Annotated in this window: 14 protein-coding genes; 2 read left to right on the top strand and 12 right to left on the bottom strand. The window is 51.8% G+C overall.

Annotation, left to right across the window (positions count from 1 at the left end; genetic code table 11):
- Window positions 1–8: 8 nt before the first annotated feature.
- The 7 genes from HRU10_01065 to gndA form a co-directional block, all read right to left on the bottom strand.
- Window positions 9–1,775 (bottom strand): hypothetical protein, encoded by a 1,767-nt coding sequence (locus HRU10_01065; GenBank protein NRA25821.1) that lies wholly within the window; start codon window positions 1,773–1,775, stop codon window positions 9–11.
- Window positions 1,776–1,833: 58 nt separating this feature from the next.
- Entirely contained in the window at window positions 1,834–2,970 is a 1,137-nt protein-coding gene (rho, locus tag HRU10_01060) for a transcription termination factor Rho (protein NRA25820.1), read from the bottom strand.
- A 150-nt stretch (window positions 2,971–3,120) separates the two neighbouring features.
- The gene (gene hisA / locus HRU10_01055; GenBank protein ID NRA25819.1) at window positions 3,121–3,894 is read right to left on the bottom strand and encodes a phosphoribosylformimino-5-aminoimidazole carboxamide ribotide isomerase; all 774 of its coding nucleotides are present in this window, start codon (window positions 3,892–3,894) and stop codon (window positions 3,121–3,123) included.
- Entirely contained in the window at window positions 3,891–5,714 is a 1,824-nt protein-coding gene (gene typA, locus HRU10_01050; protein ID NRA25818.1) for a translational GTPase TypA, read from the bottom strand. Before typA ends, hisA begins: the two co-directional genes overlap by 4 nt.
- Window positions 5,695–8,445 (bottom strand): response regulator, encoded by a 2,751-nt coding sequence (locus HRU10_01045; protein ID NRA25817.1) that lies wholly within the window; start codon window positions 8,443–8,445, stop codon window positions 5,695–5,697. Before HRU10_01045 ends, typA begins: the two co-directional genes overlap by 20 nt.
- A 271-nt stretch (window positions 8,446–8,716) precedes the next feature.
- On the bottom strand, window positions 8,717–10,033 hold the full coding sequence (locus HRU10_01040; protein ID NRA25816.1) for an MFS transporter: 1,317 nt from the start codon (window positions 10,031–10,033) through the stop codon (window positions 8,717–8,719).
- A gap of 98 nt (window positions 10,034–10,131) precedes the next feature.
- Window positions 10,132–11,637: an NADP-dependent phosphogluconate dehydrogenase gene (gene gndA, locus HRU10_01035; GenBank protein NRA25815.1), complete on the bottom strand. Its 1,506-nt coding sequence runs from the start codon at window positions 11,635–11,637 to the stop codon at window positions 10,132–10,134.
- 228 nt (window positions 11,638–11,865) lie between these two features.
- On the opposite strand from gndA, the gene HRU10_01030 reads away from it, so the two are divergent.
- The gene (locus HRU10_01030) at window positions 11,866–12,792 is read left to right on the top strand and encodes a YceI family protein (protein NRA25814.1); all 927 of its coding nucleotides are present in this window, start codon (window positions 11,866–11,868) and stop codon (window positions 12,790–12,792) included.
- A 28-nt stretch (window positions 12,793–12,820) separates the two neighbouring features.
- The gene (locus HRU10_01025) at window positions 12,821–13,342 is read left to right on the top strand and encodes a GNAT family N-acetyltransferase (GenBank protein ID NRA25813.1); all 522 of its coding nucleotides are present in this window, start codon (window positions 12,821–12,823) and stop codon (window positions 13,340–13,342) included.
- A gap of 487 nt (window positions 13,343–13,829) precedes the next feature.
- Here the strand turns inward: HRU10_01025 and eno are convergent, their stop codons facing one another.
- The 5 genes from eno to HRU10_01000 form a co-directional block, all read right to left on the bottom strand.
- The gene (eno, locus tag HRU10_01020; GenBank protein NRA25812.1) at window positions 13,830–15,149 is read right to left on the bottom strand and encodes a phosphopyruvate hydratase; all 1,320 of its coding nucleotides are present in this window, start codon (window positions 15,147–15,149) and stop codon (window positions 13,830–13,832) included.
- Window positions 15,150–15,425: 276 nt separating this feature from the next.
- Window positions 15,426–15,854, bottom strand: coding sequence for a response regulator transcription factor (locus HRU10_01015; GenBank protein ID NRA25811.1), 429 nt, complete (start codon window positions 15,852–15,854; stop codon window positions 15,426–15,428).
- A 139-nt stretch (window positions 15,855–15,993) separates the two neighbouring features.
- Window positions 15,994–16,278: an alpha/beta hydrolase gene (locus tag HRU10_01010; GenBank protein ID NRA25810.1), complete on the bottom strand. Its 285-nt coding sequence runs from the start codon at window positions 16,276–16,278 to the stop codon at window positions 15,994–15,996.
- Entirely contained in the window at window positions 16,250–16,735 is a 486-nt protein-coding gene (locus HRU10_01005) for an alpha/beta fold hydrolase (GenBank protein ID NRA25809.1), read from the bottom strand. Before HRU10_01005 ends, HRU10_01010 begins: the two co-directional genes overlap by 29 nt.
- 15 nt (window positions 16,736–16,750) lie before the next feature.
- Complete coding sequence (locus HRU10_01000) at window positions 16,751–17,638, bottom strand: NAD(P)-dependent oxidoreductase (protein NRA25808.1); 888 nt, start codon at window positions 17,636–17,638, stop codon at window positions 16,751–16,753.
- Between the last annotated feature and the right edge of the window lie 33 nt (window positions 17,639–17,671).

Raw genomic sequence — 17,671 nt, 5'->3', positions numbered from 1 at the left:
AAAATCACCTATTCGCCCGCGAAGGCGATGTCGGGTTCGAATTCCAGAGAAAGGCGGTATTGTTGACCGGGCCGCATGATGAGTGGGTGGTCACGCTGGAGTGTTTGAAGGTAGTAGACGTTTCCCTGGACTGTGCGGTAAGCAGGATCTTCGGTCACATCTTCAGTCTCGCCCCACACAGCTTGGAAGTCGTCTTTGACGACTTGGGCCCGAAGGCCTTCTGCTCCGAGTGTGAATGTCGTGGGGAGCTGGTAATGTTGGTGTGGCCCTGCGATGGCGAGCATATAGCGGAAGCGATCCAGTTGGAATTGCTGCCTTACTTGATAGAGGAACTCGCACGTAATCTTAGTGCCAGCGAAGGTCCAATTGACCTTACAACTGCCGAGGCCGTTCACCATTTTTTCACCAACGGTGATTAACTCAGGTTGCTCGTAGCGGAAGAATACGCTTTGGCGTAGACCTAGGCCAGTTGTGCAACGCTTACCGTAGAACGACGGCACGGTGACATGCTCTCCAAAAGTCAGCTCAGGCACCATGATGGGTAGGTAAGTCTGGGCTGGATGATCAAAGATTCCGGGGCAGTGTGGGAAAGCTAAAGAGGGTGTCGCGGCGTCGTTACCCTTGCCCACTAAAGGTAGTTGGAGAGCCAAACCACTGTTGGGCTCTTTGTAGATGAAAAGGCAGTGCTCCTTTTTTTGGGATCGATCAAAGGAGATGAGGCGGCTTGCGCGCTTTGGAGCTGGCTCTGGAAATTCGGGTAAGTCTCCAAGCGACTTGGCGAGGCGTGACCATTGGCAGAGGTAACGCGCTGCATCGAAGTTAGCCATCCGTGTGGTGTGGCGATCGATGGTATTACGCTGATTGTCGCGGATTACTAGAAATCCGTGTTCTTGGTCAATGTAAGTCGCGAAAAAGTAGAAGAACAAGCGGCGCAGGATGCCTGAATAAAGAGGTATTTGGTCTTGTGAGAACCAGTTGTCGCGAAGGGCTTGTAGCAACAAGCTGATGAGGTGCATCTGCCCATAGGCGCCGATCGATGTACCGTAGGCCCATCCGAGCCCATCCTGGCGGACCATGTCAGGTAAGAGTTTGATGTATTTCTCCGCTGAGGTCCGCAGGCTAGGCAGCTTGCGTTCGCGCAAGTGCATGTTGGCGTGGAGTTGAAGCGCCTGGCGGATGAAGACAAAACTCATGACGCCATAGATGTCGAAGACGCCACCAAACCCACCCATGCTGGATGGTTTGTCGTCCAGGTAACCTCCGGTTCCCTGTGACGTGAGACGCTCCAGGAAACGATCAATCAGTTTACCGGTCTCGTCCTTTTTCGATAGGCCGAGCGAGTAACGGGTGACGGCTTTAGCAATGTTGAAGGCTTGATAGTGATCGACGTAATCAGAGCGCTCTAAAAGTTTCCGGTCGAGCTCTTCGCGTGTGGGCTCAAGAAGGCGCTCCCAGACCTGATTGCGATCTTTTGAAGGTCCGAAAGATAAGAGTCCTAAAGCGGAGTAGGCTAATCCATTCTCTAGATGCTCCTCATTGAAGACTTGAGCAGTGATGCAACGAGCACTTAGGTCTACAATATCAACATCGTTGAGCGCAGATTGACCGGTAGCCCGGAAATATTCTCCCAGCGCCAGCGCCGCGTGTCCGGGCTCATCGTTGCGGCTGTTTTCGCCTTCGACGGGCGAGATCGATCCATCGGATGCGATGCTATCGATATTGTGGCCGAGAATGGTCTGGGCCATGTATAAGCATTGGTCTGCGAAGCTCTGCATTTAGAGAAGGATGGGCGAATGAAAAAACGGTAAGAAATGTCTGGGAGGAAAGGTAATGTCAACTGCCAAGTAGAGCGAGCAGCTCTGCGTTGGTCTTGGTTTTACTCATCCGCTCGATCATGGTCTCAGCGGCGTCCTCAGATTTGAGGGCCGCCATAGCGCGGCGGAAGAGGTTTGCCTTGGTGACGGTATCTTTATCGAGGAGGAGCTCTTCCTTCCTGGTGCCTGATTTGGTCATATCGATCGCAGGCCAGATACGGAGTTCAGCTATTTTTCGGTTGAGTACCATCTCCATATTTCCGGTGCCCTTAAATTCCTGAAAAATAAGGTCATCCATGCGGCTACCGGTCTCAATTAATGCGGAAGCAATAATTGTGAGGCTCCCTGCCTCTTCGGTGTTTCTCGCAGCTGAAAACAGCTGCCGAGGCTTTTCCAAAGCACGGATGTCCAAACCGCCCGTCATCGTGCGTCCGCCTCCACCCTTTGCTGAGTTGTGGGCGCGTGCCAGGCGGGTAAGCGAATCTAGGAGTAGGACGACGTCTTTGCCGGCTTCAACTTGTTTTTTGGCGTGTTCAATAGCCAGGTCTGCAATGCGAACATGACTGTCAATTTCTTCATCGTTTGAAGAGGCAAAAACAGTGGCATCAATGGATCTGCGGAAGTCGGTGACTTCCTCGGGTCGTTCGTCGACCAGGAGCACCATTAATTCACACTCGGGGTTGTTGGCCTTCACTCCTTTGGAGATGTCCTGGAGCAGTGTCGTTTTACCGGTCCGGGGTGGGGCGACAATCAATCCGCGCTGGCCCTTTCCTATGGGGCAAAATAAATCAATTACGCGATGCGTCATCAGCCCCTCATCGGTCTCCATCTTGAGCTGCTTGTCGGGTGCAACGGTAATCAGCTGAGTAAAAGGGATACAGTGTTTACGCTCTTCGACGGGCATGCCATCCACGCGTTCCACAAATTTGAGCTTCGGATTTGGAAACCGAGAGTCTTGAACTGCTTGTCCTTCGACAAGGGAACCTTTGCTCAACTTGAATCGTCGGATCAACTCGCGTGGGACGAATGTGTCAGTCGGGCGTTTTTTCCCGTTTTTTGTTGGGTCAAGCAATTGCCCAGTTTTGTTATTGGCGGGTTCGAGGATACCGATAACGCGTATCGTCTCGCCACCAGTTGGAGCGGATGAATCAGACATAGGTTCGGATGATTCCGAGAAAAGCAATGTGGCCGTTTAATTGGCCGGGATCCGTGTTTGACGGTCCGGAGAAACGCTCCGGTTATCCCAAGTCATTTCCTGACGGTGTGCAGGCTACCCCGGCTTGTCAACAGGGAGTTTATACGAAAATTATTTGGACGTGCTTTGGTTCCAGGCGACACAGTCTGCATAGCGAATCTGCGATCCGCCAAATATGTCTAAGGCACTACCGATTGAGAGGTGAACCCGGTTTTCCGAAAGTTCCGCCACAGTCTTCAGGTCATTTGTGCTTTGGGCACCCCCTGCGTAAGTGACCGGTAGCTTTCCCCAGTCTCCCAAAAACCTGACCAAATCTGCGTCGATGCCCGCACATTGACCTTCTACATCTGCCGCGTGAATAAGGAATTCATCGCAGTAGGGAGCTAATTGATCGAGCGTATCATGGCTGAGCCGGAGATCAGTGGGAGTCTGCCATCGGTTCATAGCCACGATCCAGCCGTCTTGAGCGCTGCGGCAGCTCAGGTCGATGACGAGACGCTCAGGGCCTATCCGGTTGACCAGGGTATCGAGTTTGTTTTGGGAAAACCGAAATTGATCATCGAACATCCACGAGGTGATGATGACATGGCTCGCCCCGGCATCGAGGTATGAGGTGGCATTTTTCGGATGGATGCCACCGCCGATTTGAAGGCCTCCTGGATAGGCCTCAAGGGCGGCAATCGCCGCTTCGCTGTTTCCGGGTCCGAGCTGTATGACGTGACCCCCGCTGAGTGCATCTCCACGATAGAGCTCAGCGAACCAAGTCGATGGCCGCTCGCTGACAAAATTTGTCTGCAGGGTGGCAGGGTCGTCAGAAAGGCTAGCCCCGACGATTTGTTTGACCTTGCCGCCATGCAAGTCGATGCACGGACGAAACTGCGTCATGTCTGAGCCGTTTCTCGCTTCTTTGCTTTCTGGCGTTCGTTTGAATTGAGGATCTTCTTACGTAGGCGCAAAGAGACGGGAGTGGCCTCTACGAATTCATCCGGTTCGATATATTCGATAGCGCGCTCGAGATCAAATTGTAGGGGTGGAGCGAGCATGACGTTCTTGTCGCTCCCGGCTGCGCGCACGTTGGTGAGTTGTTTCGCCTTGGTCGGATTGACCGGCATGTCCTCATTGCGAGGGTTTTCTCCCACGATCTGCCCCTCATAAACTGTTGCTCCCGGTCCAATAAACAGGCGGCCTCGTTCCTCTAGCGCCATCAGGGAATACCCTGTCGACGGTCCTTGCGCGACGCTGACCAAGGTTCCCGTGTGACGCGTAGTGAGGCTACCAGCCCACGGTCCATACTCTTTAAATAGATGTGACATCACACCGCGGCCACTCGTCATGTTGACTAGTTCAAATTCAAAGCCAATTAGACCACGAGTCGGGATGCTGACCTCAAGCGTTGTGCCTGAATTATGCGACTCCATGTTTTCTATTTTCCCGCGCCGATTAGCCATACTTTTCATCACGCCACCCACATCCGTATCATCGACTTCGATCCAAGCAGTTTCATACGGTTCGAGAAGCGAGCCGTCCTCATCGCGTTTTGTGATGACTGAGGGACGAGAAACGAGGAGTTCAAAGCCTTCTCGGCGCATTGTTTCGACGAGCACTGCGATCTGCATGGCGCCCCGGGCTGAGACATTGAAGGAAGTCGACTCTTCACCGTCAGTAATCTGTAGCGATACATTTTGACGGCGTTCTTGCTCCAGGCGGTCACGGATTTGGCGCGACGTGACAAGTTTGCCTTCTGTGCCTGCAAGGGGCCCGTCGTTTACAGCAAATTGCATCTGGATGGTCGGTGGATCGATGGCGACGAAGGGGAGGGTCTCTGCCGTGTCTTCGGCTGCGATCGTTTCCCCTATGTTGACCTGCTCCCAGCCAGAAAGCCCGACTATATTGCCAGCGATGCCCGCATCGGTGGTAGCAGTGCTGAGTCCTGAATACTCAAATACCTTGGTAACTTTAGCTCGTTCTTTGGAGCCTTCAGGCGTGAGTCTAAATAAATTTTTGCCGGCTTCGATGGATCCAGACAGGATTTTTCCAACTGCTACACGACCCACGTAATTATCCCAATCGATGTTACTTACGAGCATGCGAAACGGCTCATCTGGAAAGGCCTCAGGAGCTGGACAGTGGCGTATGATCTCTTCGAAAAGCGGTTCCATGTTTTCGCGCGGATCGTCTAGACTGCGCATAGCAAACCCGTTCTTTGCGGATGCGTAGATGAATGGCGCATTAAATTGCTCCTCGGTCGCATCAAGCTCCAGAAACAGCTCGAGTACTTTATCTTGAACCGCTTCGGGGTCACTGTTGTCACGGTCGATTTTATTGATGACCACGATCGGATGCAGCCCTTCTTGCAATGCCTTTCGCAACACGAAGCGTGTCTGTGCCTGCGGGCCATCGTAGGCATCTACGAGGAGCAAGACGCTGTCGACCATGCGCATGACGCGTTCGACTTCTCCTCCAAAGTCAGCGTGGCCGGGAGTGTCGACGATGTTGATCGTCGCCCCTTGCCAATGCACGGAGGTGTTTTTGGCCTTGATGGTGATGCCCTTTTCCTTCTCGAGGTCCATGGAGTCCATGGCTCGTTCCTCGACCTGTTGGTTCTCGCGGAAGGTTCCGCTCTGTTTAAGGAGTTCGTCGACGAGGGTGGTTTTCCCATGGTCGACGTGGGCGATGATGGCGATGTTACGGATCGGAATTGACATAAGTTTCCAGGGTCTCGGCCAGATCATGTATCTGTGGTCTCACTGTTTCCATGAAATCCTGGATTTCACTGGCCACCTTCTCACTGGCCAAATTCTCGATTCTTTGCAAGCGATCAACGATAGGAGTTGCGCCGAAGATAGAAACTGCCCCTTTAAGCGCATGGGCAAAATGCCTCACGTCATCATAAGACTCCAGCTCTATGGCTTGGTTGAGCGCCTGGAGCTGCCGCCCTCTGTGGGTTAGGAAAAGCGATGCGGCGTCGAGGAGGTCTTCTTGATCTTCATCAGCCAGAGTTCGGAAGGTTTCGCCAACGGATTTTTGAACGGATTTCTCGGGTTCCCCGTTTTCATCATTTGAGATCTCTTCCCTCAAGTTGCGATTGCCTTGAATAATCTCCAGCAGACGCTGTTGGGTGAGGATGTCTTCGAAGGAAGAGACGCGGAAGGGCTTGGCTAGATAAAAGTCCATGCCTGCGGCGAGGCATTCCTCGCGGTCCCCACGCATTGCGCGCGCAGTCATAGCGATGATCGGTGTGTGCACGGGGGATTCTTCTTCTAGCTCTCGAATACGTTTTGTCGCTTCAAAGCCGTCCATCACCGGCATTTGCACATCCATTAATATGAAGTCGTAGATCTTGTTTTTAAAGAGCTCTGTAGCGATGGCACCATTGTCAGCCACGTCGACTTCGAAGCCACGCCGCTTCAGACGCTGCTCAGCCACATGTTGATTGATCTCATTGTCTTCGACAAGTAGCACGCGGTATGGATCGTCTTCCTCAGAAGTTTCCTTGTGAGAATCGCGCATACTCGCGTTCTTTGCATCTGAATCCTTCGGCGATTTCTGATCGAGTGCGGATGTAAATGCGCGTGCGACTTCTTCGCGTGATATCGGACTAGACAGTGGAACTGACTGGGAGAGGAACGCGGGAAGCGAGTCCGCTTTCTGGTTGTCTTTCGATACCAAAATAGCGGCCTGCTGGCCTATCTTTTTCTTTGTGGCAGAGTCCAAGTCTGGGCTGGTGGCCATTGTCTCTTCTAAGACAAAAAGCTCGAAGGGCTCGCTCGCGTTATCGTCCATTGCTCTATGTAGTGTCGGAAGATCTGAAACGCGCGTTATATCTAAGCCGTAAAATTTCCCATGCCGTTCCAAGGTTCGCGCCGCCGCACAGGGTGCGTGTGCTATCAATACCCGCATGCGCTCAGAAATCGAAAATGGATTTTTCGGTTCCAGAGGATGATCTGGGTCCAGAGCAAGACTCAGCGAGAAAGCGAATTGAGTGGGGTAACCCGGTTGGCTGGACACAACAATATGGCCCCCCATGAATGAGACAAACTCCCGACAAATAGAAAGCCCGAGGCCAGAGCCACTATATTTCCGTGTTGTGCTCATATCCACCTGAGTGAAGCTTTCAAATATCGAAGACTGGTTTTCAGTGGGAATTCCAATGCCCGTGTCGGATACGATCACGACCAGTCGGTCCTGATCGTTGTCGCTGCTTACGAGATCGGCGCTTATTGTGATTTCTCCTCGTTCAGTAAACTTCAGGGCATTGCCCAGGAGATTATAGATAATTTGCCGCAGGCGCTTCTCATCTCCGATATAGTGATCTCGAATTCGAGGGTCGATATCCACACTCACATCAATGTAGCTCCCAGAGGCCTGTAGACTGAATGCTGATGCAGACTCCTCGATTGTTTTTACGATGCTGAATGGTGCTAAATCTAAGCTGAAGCGGCCGGCCTCGATTTTTGAAAAGTCGAGCACCTCATTGATCAGTGACAGTAGCGAGTTACTGCACAGGAGTATCGTATCGAGAAAGCTCGTTTGGTCGTCGCTCAGTGTTGTATCTCTGCATAGTTCAGCCATGCCGATGATGCCGTTGATTGGCGTTCTGATCTCGTGGCTCATGTTGGCCAGAAATTGGGATTTTGCCTGATTGGCACGCTCGGCGGTTACACGTGCGGTTTCCAGATCCTGTTGCCGTTGAACCTCTTCGGAAACATCGTGTGCGATACACACCAGCCCGACACAGGTTCCCAGGCGATCGTGGACAGGCACTTTCGTTGATTGAAGCCAGAATGAGCGACCGTCTGCGAATGAAAATCGATGGAGGTGATTTACCATGGGATTACCAGAATCCATCACTTCGCTGTCGGTTTGGCGTACTTCGACAGCAGTATCGTTAGACGCGAAATCACTTATCGTGCGCCCCACCTCATATCCCAGATAGCGCACACCCAGAAAATTTTGGTAGGCACGGTTGGCGATGATATATCTGTGCTCATTGTCTTTAAAGAAGAGGAAATCCAAAGAATTATCCATCACCACCTGGAGCAGGCGGAGTTCGCTTTTGCTACTGAGTAGCGTCCTGTTGTTTAACACCGGGGACTCGGTAGAAAAAATACAAAGCTGTTCCGGGGCTTCCTTGTTGCTTTGTATGATGAATTCACACGGGGTCCAAACTTGGTTCATACGAACAAGCAGGTGTCCATGCCACGCTTCATCATCTGGGATTTCTCTAAGAAGCTTTATGAGATTAGATCCGCTATTGTTCTCCTCGACCCTCAACCAGTCATCAGCAGAGGATAATTCGGTGTCGTTTTCGGCATTTACTAATTTTCTGAATGCTGTGTTTGCGTATGCGATGGCACCGTCTCGTGTCGTCGTTAACGAGGGCCACGGTACAGCATCTCTAAAGCCTGCTAAGGCTTTATGGGAGTCGGCGGACATAAAAGAGAGGAGATAATGAGAGTCGGCAGACTCCGCTTGTGCGTCTTGACTACTCGACACTCAATGCATTCTCCTAAGCTACGTGTCAGAAAAACAATCCAGTGATTCTAGCGATGGCTTCAATCTGCCTATGAAATGGGTGGTTATCGCTGTCCTTCTCTTTATGCTGATCTACAATACTCTGCTGTTCCTGGATGCTAGGGGTAAGGACTCGGGCGATTCTCAGGAAACGATGATAGAGCCTTAGGCGATCTTAGGGCTTTTGAGGCTCTTACCGCGTTGTGCCATTTGTCAGTGCTGGATTGTGAAAGCGCGGATCCTTTACCCGAGTCATCAATATGATTATCGAGGAGGTAACGCCGAAAAGTGCGGTCATCCCAAGTGGCCAAATAGAGTCAGAAGATCTACGCAATAGAGCTGCAAGAGCTCCCGCACTGAACATCATAACCAGCGCCACTGACGCACCAAATGCGACATAAGTAGGTAGCTTCTTTCCGAATGCATGCTCCACTATAAACGTTTGCTCACCGATCATCTGCATTGCGAACGTCACGCCCCAACATGCGAATCCGATACAAAAACCCAGAGGTGTTTGAGAGAGAAGCGAACAAAGAGCGGCTACGATAAACACTATGCGCGCCACTAAAAGTACGAGCAGGCTGCCCTTCTTGTCTCCGAGAAAGCCGCCCAGGATGTTGCCGATGATATTTCCTGCCATCTGAAATGCCAGCAGGCGACCGGTGAATTCGAGTCCGGCCTCCGTTACCGCGATTGCGTGCACTGCCATAAAGGGCACTAGGACCCAGACAAGCATCGCACCCATGCGATTGAATATGTAGTAGCGAAATATCTGATCTTTGCGCAGGATTTCTTTGAATCCTGACAGGGTAGAACTTTCGGTTGAGGCTGCCTTTGGCTCTACCACACCCTCGGGTTCATCTGTGAATAAGAAGACCAGGTAGGAGATTGCCAAAAAGAGAAAACTCATCCCGTGAATGATGGAGATCCCACGCAGCCCCGACTCTCGCGCCAATATTTGTTCGACAAAGATCCCGGCGAAAATACCGATGAGAGCCGCGATCAAATTGCGACTTGCTGTGCCTGAGGAGCGTTTCTTTCCCGGTACAGTTCGAGCCGTCATGCGCATCCAGCCGGTGATGGTAATCCCTCCAAATAACCCCGAGATGAGCGGGCAGGTCGCCACCAAAATAAGTGCAATCAGCGTTTGGTCTTCGGGTAGAAACCACAGCGCAACAAACGCTATGAGATAAACAATCCGCTGGAAAAAGCCGGTAATGCGAAGAACCGGGAGATAGCGGGGTAGGCTCTCCATCCATTTCACTGTAAGCAGTTGTGGAATGCAAAAGCCAAGAAACATCATCGTAGGCAGAAAGGCCACGAGCGTATCGCCGCCGCCCAAATTCAGCACCACACCTGGGATAACAGAGTCAAGCGCCACGAAGCTGAGGCCACCGCCATAGAGCGACCCTTCGAAGACGAAAATCCAGAAGTTGCGGCGCGTGTAACGCGTCGGTTCAGAGAATGACTGCGTTTTTTGATCTGGATCGTTGTCAAGTGTGTTGGACATGGCTTACAAATACATTCTGGGAAAGTAGGCACCGCAGACAAAAAAACGCCGGGGTAAGGGCCCCGACGTTTTTTGAAAAAGCTAAACTGAAATGCAATTTAAGCGTCGAGCTGAGGCCGTGCGGGATCGGGCCAGTCGATATGGAAGAAGTTGCCGCGCTCCTGATCAACGCGCTCATAGGTATGTGCACCGAAGTAATCGCGTTGTGCCTGCAGCAAATTCTGTGGCAGGCGGCTCGAGCGATAGCCATCGTAGTAAGATAGTGCCGAGCTGAAAGTGGGGATGGAGATGCCGTAAGCGACCGCCGTTGTGATCACTTTCCTCCAAGAAGCCTGAGCCTTCTGAATCGACTCATTGAAGTAAGGGTCGAGGAGCAGGTTCGCCAGCTCAGGATCGCGTGCATATGCCTCTGTGATTTTTTGCAGGAAGCGTGCGCGGATGATACAACCTCCACGCCAAATCTGAGCGATTTCGCCAAAGTTGAGCGTCCAGTTATATTCTTTTTGAGCCTCGCGCATGAGTTGGAAGCCCTGAGCATAGGAGCAAATTTTTGAGCAGTAGAGGGCATCGCGGACGGCATCTAGGAACTCCTGTTTGTCACCATCGAAGGCGGGAGTCTCCGGCGCTGTCAGGATGCTCTCAGCGGCCACACGTTCTTCTTTCACTGCTGACAAACAGCGAGAAAATACGGCTTCGGCCACCGTCGGAGCTGGGACGCCCATATCGAGGGCATTGACCGATGTCCATTTTCCTGTGCCCTTTTGGCCTGCTGTGTCCAACACGATATCTACGAAAGGCTTACCGGAAACTGGGTCATTCTGCTTCAGGATGTCCGCGGTGATTTCTACGAGGAAAGAATCGAGATCGCCTTTGTTCCACTCAGTGAAGACGTCGCCCATTTCCGCAGGAGTCAGACCGAGGACTTTCTGCATGATGTCGTAAGCCTCACAAATCATCTGCATGTCACCATACTCGATGCCGTTGTGTACCATCTTCACATAGTGGCCTGCGCCATTTTCACCGATGTAAGCAGAACAGGCGACGCCTCCTTCGATAGGTTTTCCAGGCGCTGCGCCTTCAAGAGGTTTGCCCGTCTCTGGGTCGACCTTAGCCGCGATAGCAGTCCAGATTGGCTCAAGTTCTTTCCATGAAGAAATATCACCTCCTGGCATAAGGGATGGGCCAAAACGTGCCCCCTCTTCTCCGCCCGATACACCGGATCCAACGAAGCGAAATCCCTTTTCCTTGAGATCTTTCTCGCGGCGGATGGTGTCGTCCCATTTTGCGTTGCCGCCATCGATGATGATGTCGCCTTCTTCCAAAAGCGGTAGCAAGCCATTGATCGTAGCATCCGTTGCAGCACCTGCCTGAACGAGAATGACAATCTTACGTGGGCGCTTGAGGGATTGAACAAAATCTTTGAGCTCAGGATAGCCTACGAGCCCTCCGGGCGTGTCGGGATGCTTTGCCACAAACGCTTCCATTTTCGAAGCAGTTCGGTTGAACACCGAAATTTTGAAGCCGTGGTCGGCGATGTTGAGAGCGAGGTTCTGCCCCATTACGGCAAGCCCGATGAGACCGATGTCTGAGAGTGCGTCTGACATAAGGGTCTAGACCCTGAATATGTTAGCAGAGATGGAAAGAAAAAAGGTCTGCCCATCTGCTAGGAAGCCGCTTTGTTACACGAATCGAGCGGCCTGAGGGGTCAGGTGAATCTTTTTTCTCAACTCTATGAGTTCATCAGAAGGCGATTTTGAGGGTAAGATTCTACCTTATGAGAAATATTAGACTAAGCGGTTCGCAAACCGGAGATATGCGTGCAGGGTCGCTGCATGCTACCACCAGAATCCCAATTGACCTTCATCGAAGCCGCCGAACTGAGCGCAGCACTCACATCCGATAATAAGCCGATTGTTATCGATGTCCGCACTTTCGACCCATTTGAGGCGCAACACATACCAGGGAGCATGAACGTATGCGTCTACGCCGTGAGCTTTTTGAGCGATATGGAAGCGGCTGTTCCAGATAAGGATACATCCCTGGTCGTCTATGGAGAGAGGGGTGAATTTAAAGCGGCCCAACTCGCAGCAGGGCGGCTGGCTGCTGCGGGATATACCCAGGTTTCAGTTGTCAGCGGAGGACTGAACGCATGGCTAGCTGCAGGGTTGGTAACAGATGGGATAGGTTCAGCGGGCAACAACGGCGTGCCCGCAGGTGAGTTTGCAGTCGATGCCTCGCAATCAAAAATCCGTTGGATTGGTCGCAATTTACTAAACCAGCACGATGGCCAAGCACCGGTTAAGGCGGGTTCCATTAGCGTCGACTCCGATGGAAACCTGCAGGGTGGGGAGCTGGTCGTTGATATGACTGGTCTGACCTGCGGCGACATTGACGACCCAAAGCTCAACCAAGTGCTCATTCAGCACCTCACGCACGAGGATTTTTTCAAGACTGATGATTTTCCAGAGGCGCGCTTTTCAATAGAGGCCGTGCGCCCAATACCTGGATGTATCCCAGGTCGTCCTAATGTCGAAGTAGACGGCGAGATGACGATTCGCGGGGTCCAGCTCAAAATAACACTCCAGGCCACCTACACCCGCTCCGATAACGGCTATGTGTTCCAAGCCCAATTCGATTTCGACCGCACAGCGTTCGGCTCCCTCTACGGCTCAGGAAAATTCTTCGAAGCCCTCGGTTTGCATCTGGTCAATGACCTAGTCTACATTCAGGTAGTCGCCGTGTTTCCAATCTCGCATTAGGCCCAATTGACGAGTAGCAGAGCGGTCTATGAGCAGCAGAAATATCTCAATAAAGAGCACCGAAATTGAGGACCTACCTTTTCTCAAGGATCTTTGGAATGACGGCCGAGTCATGCAAGCTGTTGGCTTTCCTGATGGTGTGGGTGAGACAGATGCGACAGTTCTGCAGTGGTTTGAGCGAAGGAATGCCCAATTAGGATTCAGGCATTTTGTAGTAGTTGATGACCAAGTGCGTCGTTATGGAGAGGTTTGTTTCAATCTTGTGGATGGAATGGCAGGCCTCGACATCAAACTTGCCGCCGAAAGCCAAGGTAAAGGGATTGCGACAATTGCACTGAATGAGGTCATTAACCGTGCTTTTCGACATAGTTCTAGTTGTGAGTTGGTCTGGACCGAGCCGCGTGTAGAAAATGCCCGAGCGAGAAAGCTCTACACTCGCTGCGGCCTCAGAGAAGGTCCGCGACCCAAAGACATGAAGAGACAAGGTAAGCCGTTTTGGTCACTTCATCGAAAGGAATGGTCTGCGACATACGAATCAGCAAAGCGCTAGAAAAACTGGTTCTCGAGACCTGCATTGTGGTCGTGCTGAATAGTATAGGCCTTAACAAAAAAGAATCTGTGTAAATCCGTGCGATTTGTGGTCAAAATTTATAATCACAGATCTTCCAGATGCGCATAGATTGTTTATCCAAGTTCCCGCAGCAAGGGGCTTTGAGTTATAGTCGGCTCGTGTTCTCGGTTTCGATCAGAGCAACGGCCCACGCGGCGACAGAGCGCCACGACTACAACTGGATACACGCTAAGCAGCGCGAGGAGCAAAGAACTTGCTGCAGATTAATGGCGTCCATCCCAATGGCATCCCTGGGAACGCCGAGCCCCAGCTCGGCTCAGGCAAGACAGCCTAAGTTTAGTCGATCCTATCATGGGAGGCGTCTACTTCTAACCCATTGCCCCCAAAAAAGCCCCTCGCCGAAGATCAGCGAGAGGCAAATTCAAGAGATGGCGAAGGAAAATTCATCCTTCAGCCCTCAACCTTCTTAAAGTCCGGTCTTCATCAGCTTACCGCCATAGATAGCGTGTGCGCCGAGTTGTTCTTCGATGCGCAACAGTTGATTGTATTTGGCGATACGATCGGAGCGGCTGAGTGAGCCCGTCTTGATCTGGCCGCAATTGGTGGCAACCGCGATATCCGCAATCGTCGTATCCTCGGTTTCACCCGAGCGGTGAGAGAGGACCGATGTGTAAGAGGCTTCCTTAGCGAGTTCTACGGCATCGAGTGTCTCCGTTAGCGAACCGATTTGGTTGACCTTCACAAGGATGGAGTTGGCTACGCCGAGATCGATGCCCTTTTGGAGGAACTTGGTGTTCGTCACGAACAAGTCGTCGCCCACGAGCTGGACCTTGTCGCCGACTAAGTCAGTCAAAATTTTCCAACCATCCCAGTCGCCTTCATCACAGCCATCTTCGATCGAGATGATGGGATACTTTTTGCAGAGATCAGCGAGAAAGTCGCACATCTCTACCGAGGAGCGGACAGAGTTGTCGGATTTTGAAAAGACATACTTTCCGTCTTTGAAAAACTCAGAAGAGGCCACGTCTAGAGCAACGAATACGTCTTCGCCGAATTTGAAGCCGGCATCCTTCACCGCTTTAGCGATGACTTCGAGTGCGGCTTCATTGGATTCGAGGTTTGGAGCGAATCCACCCTCGTCACCGACGGCTGTGGAGAGGCCCTTTGCCTTCAATACCTTTTTGAGAGCGTGGAAGATTTCGCAACCCATGCGAAGGCCTTCTGAAAACGACTCGGCTCCCGTAGGCATGACCATGAATTCTTGAATGTCGATGGGAGCATCTGAGTGGGCACCGCCGTTCATGATATTCATCATGGGGACGGGTAGGACCTTGGCATTGGCACCACCAATGTAGCGATAAAGTGGGAGCCCGACTTGCTGCGCTGCAGCTTTGGCAGCTGCTAGGGAAACGCCCAGGATGGCGTTGGCGCCGATTTTTGATTTGGTGGGCGTGCCGTCCAGCTCGAGCATCAAGCTGTCGAGTGAGACTTGATCCGCGGCGTCTAGGCCGATGAGCTCAGGGGCGAGGATGTTGTGGACGTTTTCGACAGCCTTGGTCACACCCTTGCCGAGAAAGCGACCCTTGAAGTCGAACCCGCTTTCAAAATCTGAATCGGACAAGGTGCCGTCGCGCAATTCGACTGCTTCGTTTACGCCCGTAGAAGCTCCAGAAGGAACAGCCGCGCGGCCAATGGCGCCGCCTTCGAGCTCAATCTCGACTTCGACTGTTGGGTTACCCCGGGAGTCGATGACCTGCCGGGCGTTAATGTCTACGATGTATGTCATAGTGGATCGCTATTTACTGTGTGGAAGAGAAATCAAGTAATTCGCTACATGTGGAAAGGAGGCTTTCAATACCAGCCAGCCAGATGTGCAAGGTTTTTGGGATCGTTCCATGTGTTTGTCGGGCGATCGCGAGATCTATTGGCATGAGGTGGGTGAAGGTTCGTTCAAGACATTTTCATGAGACCCGCAGTAACATTTAACCCACACTTGGAAAGTGCTTGTTTAAAATAGAGAATTCAATCGATCTGTCGTGCCTACAGAGATCGGCCTGGGACTCTATACCCCAGTCGTCTTGAAGGTCAGAATCTGACGGTAGACAGCTGGGCTGTAATAATGCTCACCGCGGGTAACTGTCTTCACCGCGTCGACCAACTGTTCGAGGCCCGCGGCCTTTTCGATGAATCCGTCTGCTTTACCTTCCACGGCAATGCGCACAGCGTTGGTATTGGTTGATCCGGTGAAAATAAGGACTTTCGTTTCCGGAACCCGCATCTTGAGGATGTGTAAGATCTCCAACCCGTTCACTTCAGGAAGTCGTATATCGACAAGTGCTATGTCGGGTTTGAGCTCGATACATTCGGCGAGGGCTTCCTGGCCATTTCCACTTGAACCGACGATCGTGATGTCGAGATCTGATGCCAGGAGGTATTCCTGGAATAGGTCTCTTAAGATCGGTTCGTCCTCTATAATGTAGATACGGCTCATAGCTAGTTCGGTATTTTTAGATATCGTCTGATGATACCCGGAATGAAGAAACATTTTATCAGGTGAATCCTGTATCTAGCCATGTTGATCGACCCTACCGAAGAGGTGAGTTCAACCAGTTTTCCGCTGATTAGGCTCTTCAGGAAAGGCGATCAACAAACCAAGTGCCGATTTTTTCAGTCGCCGCTTTGCGATAAGGTGGCTCGTTGAAACTATGATCTGCGCCTTCAATAAAGTGAGCCGTGGTATTGGGCAGATTGATGTCTAAAATACTCCGTGTGTCGTCGGGCAGAACGACATCGTCTTCGGTGCCGTGAATTAGGAGCCATGGAACGGAGATGTCCTTTGCTTTCTTGCTCACGCTTTCCACCTCTTGTGTGAGATCGTATATGAATTCAGATGACAAGGGGGCAATCGCGTTCATCCCACATACAGTCTTTGCCGGGTTCAAGTTCGCCAAATTCTGTGAGGGCAAATTTCTTGGTGTCGACCATGCCAGCGAGCGAAACTAAGAGCTGAATACGCGCGTCGTTCGCCGTTGCTAGAACGCCCACGGCAGCTCCCATACTATGGCCGATATAAGCTATATGATCATAATCTTCAGCTGCTGCATCCACTACAGAACGAAGATCCTGAACTTCTTTGGAAACCGTGCATGCCGTGAATGCTCCATCGGACTCACCATTACCTGAGAACGAAATCCTGAGGGTATCGAAGCCGCGTGCTTGAAGAGTCTCCGCGGTGTCGATCAACAGGTCTCGGTCTTTGTTACCCGTTACGCCGTGTCCCAGGATGACTATCCAATTGGCACGGCGTTCATGCGACTCGCTCTTGGCATGAGTATGGTCGATTACCTCGTCGAAGGTATTGGTTATATTCATTGATCTACTGAACGTTTAGCTCGGTTTTCGTCCGGGAAACGTGAGTTTGGCGACACCCGATTTGTCTAAGTCGCCCAAGCCGAGGGAGACCATTTTTTGGTATTGCTCTAAGGTCGCTTGAGCGAGCGGTAGGCTGACGCCTTCGGCTTTTGCTAGATCGAGAGCAATGCCCGAGTCTTTTGCGGCATGCTCTGCAGAAAAATAGCAGTCGTGGTCCCGCAATATCATATCCTCGGCATCCGTCTCTAATACCCGGGAATTGGCGCCGATTTGCCGGAAGACGTCACACAGCATCTCAAGATCGAGTCCGAGAGCTTTCCCAAGCCCTAAACCCTCGGCGAGGGCAGCTGTGTTTATATTCATGACCATGTTCACCAGTGCTTTGACCTCGGCGGCCTTCCCCGTTGCTCCGATGTAGTGTAAAGCCTTGCTGAGGTCTTCGAGGATCGGTTTGTTATCGCTGTAAACTGATTCTTCACCGCCGATCATGAGGAACAATTCGCCATCGCGCGCCTGGGGAATACTCGAAGCCATGCATGCTTCGAGAGTAGTCGCTGAAACCGCTTTGGCAGCTGTCTCGACCCGTTGGTGGATCCCTGGCGATAGCGTCGCGCAGTTGATGAAAACACGTCCTGACCCTTGCTGGAGCAGGTTGTCGTCGCCGAAAAAGATGCTTTCCATGGCGGCGTCGTTGGTCACCACGGTAAAAATCACATCGGCCAGCGTGCTGATCTCAGCCAGCGTGTCTATGGCTGTTGCCTCTAGTTCCTCTGCCAAGGATTGAGCTATTGCTGGCTGAATATCAAATAACGCGACGATATCGTAGCCTTTGTCATGGAGGCAGCGCGCCATGTTGGCGCCCATGCGGCCAAGTCCAACGAATGCGATTTTCTTTTCTTTCATTTCAGGTAAGGGGTCCGTGTATCAATCAAAGCT

The organism is Opitutales bacterium, assembly GCA_013215165.1.
Lineage (GTDB): Bacteria > Verrucomicrobiota > Verrucomicrobiia > Opitutales > JABSRG01 > JABSRG01.
This window is presented reverse-complemented; position numbering and strand designations above follow the sequence as displayed.

Coding starts and splice junctions, on each gene's coding strand:
- HRU10_01065 (NRA25821.1), bottom strand. CDS start 1,775: ATGCAGAGCTTCGCAGACCAATGCTTATACATGGCCCAGACCATTCTC.
- rho (NRA25820.1), bottom strand. CDS start 2,970: ATGTCTGATTCATCCGCTCCAACTGGTGGCGAGACGATACGCGTTATC.
- hisA (NRA25819.1), bottom strand. CDS start 3,894: ATGACGCAGTTTCGTCCGTGCATCGACTTGCATGGCGGCAAGGTCAAA.
- typA (NRA25818.1), bottom strand. CDS start 5,714: ATGTCAATTCCGATCCGTAACATCGCCATCATCGCCCACGTCGACCAT.
- HRU10_01045 (NRA25817.1), bottom strand. CDS start 8,445: ATGTCCGCCGACTCCCATAAAGCCTTAGCAGGCTTTAGAGATGCTGTA.
- HRU10_01040 (NRA25816.1), bottom strand. CDS start 10,033: ATGTCCAACACACTTGACAACGATCCAGATCAAAAAACGCAGTCATTC.
- gndA (NRA25815.1), bottom strand. CDS start 11,637: ATGTCAGACGCACTCTCAGACATCGGTCTCATCGGGCTTGCCGTAATG.
- HRU10_01030 (NRA25814.1), top strand. CDS start 11,866: ATGCTACCACCAGAATCCCAATTGACCTTCATCGAAGCCGCCGAACTG.
- HRU10_01025 (NRA25813.1), top strand. CDS start 12,821: ATGAGCAGCAGAAATATCTCAATAAAGAGCACCGAAATTGAGGACCTA.
- eno (NRA25812.1), bottom strand. CDS start 15,149: ATGACATACATCGTAGACATTAACGCCCGGCAGGTCATCGACTCCCGG.
- HRU10_01015 (NRA25811.1), bottom strand. CDS start 15,854: ATGAGCCGTATCTACATTATAGAGGACGAACCGATCTTAAGAGACCTA.
- HRU10_01010 (NRA25810.1), bottom strand. CDS start 16,278: ATGAACGCGATTGCCCCCTTGTCATCTGAATTCATATACGATCTCACA.
- HRU10_01005 (NRA25809.1), bottom strand. CDS start 16,735: ATGAATATAACCAATACCTTCGACGAGGTAATCGACCATACTCATGCC.
- HRU10_01000 (NRA25808.1), bottom strand. CDS start 17,638: ATGAAAGAAAAGAAAATCGCATTCGTTGGACTTGGCCGCATGGGCGCC.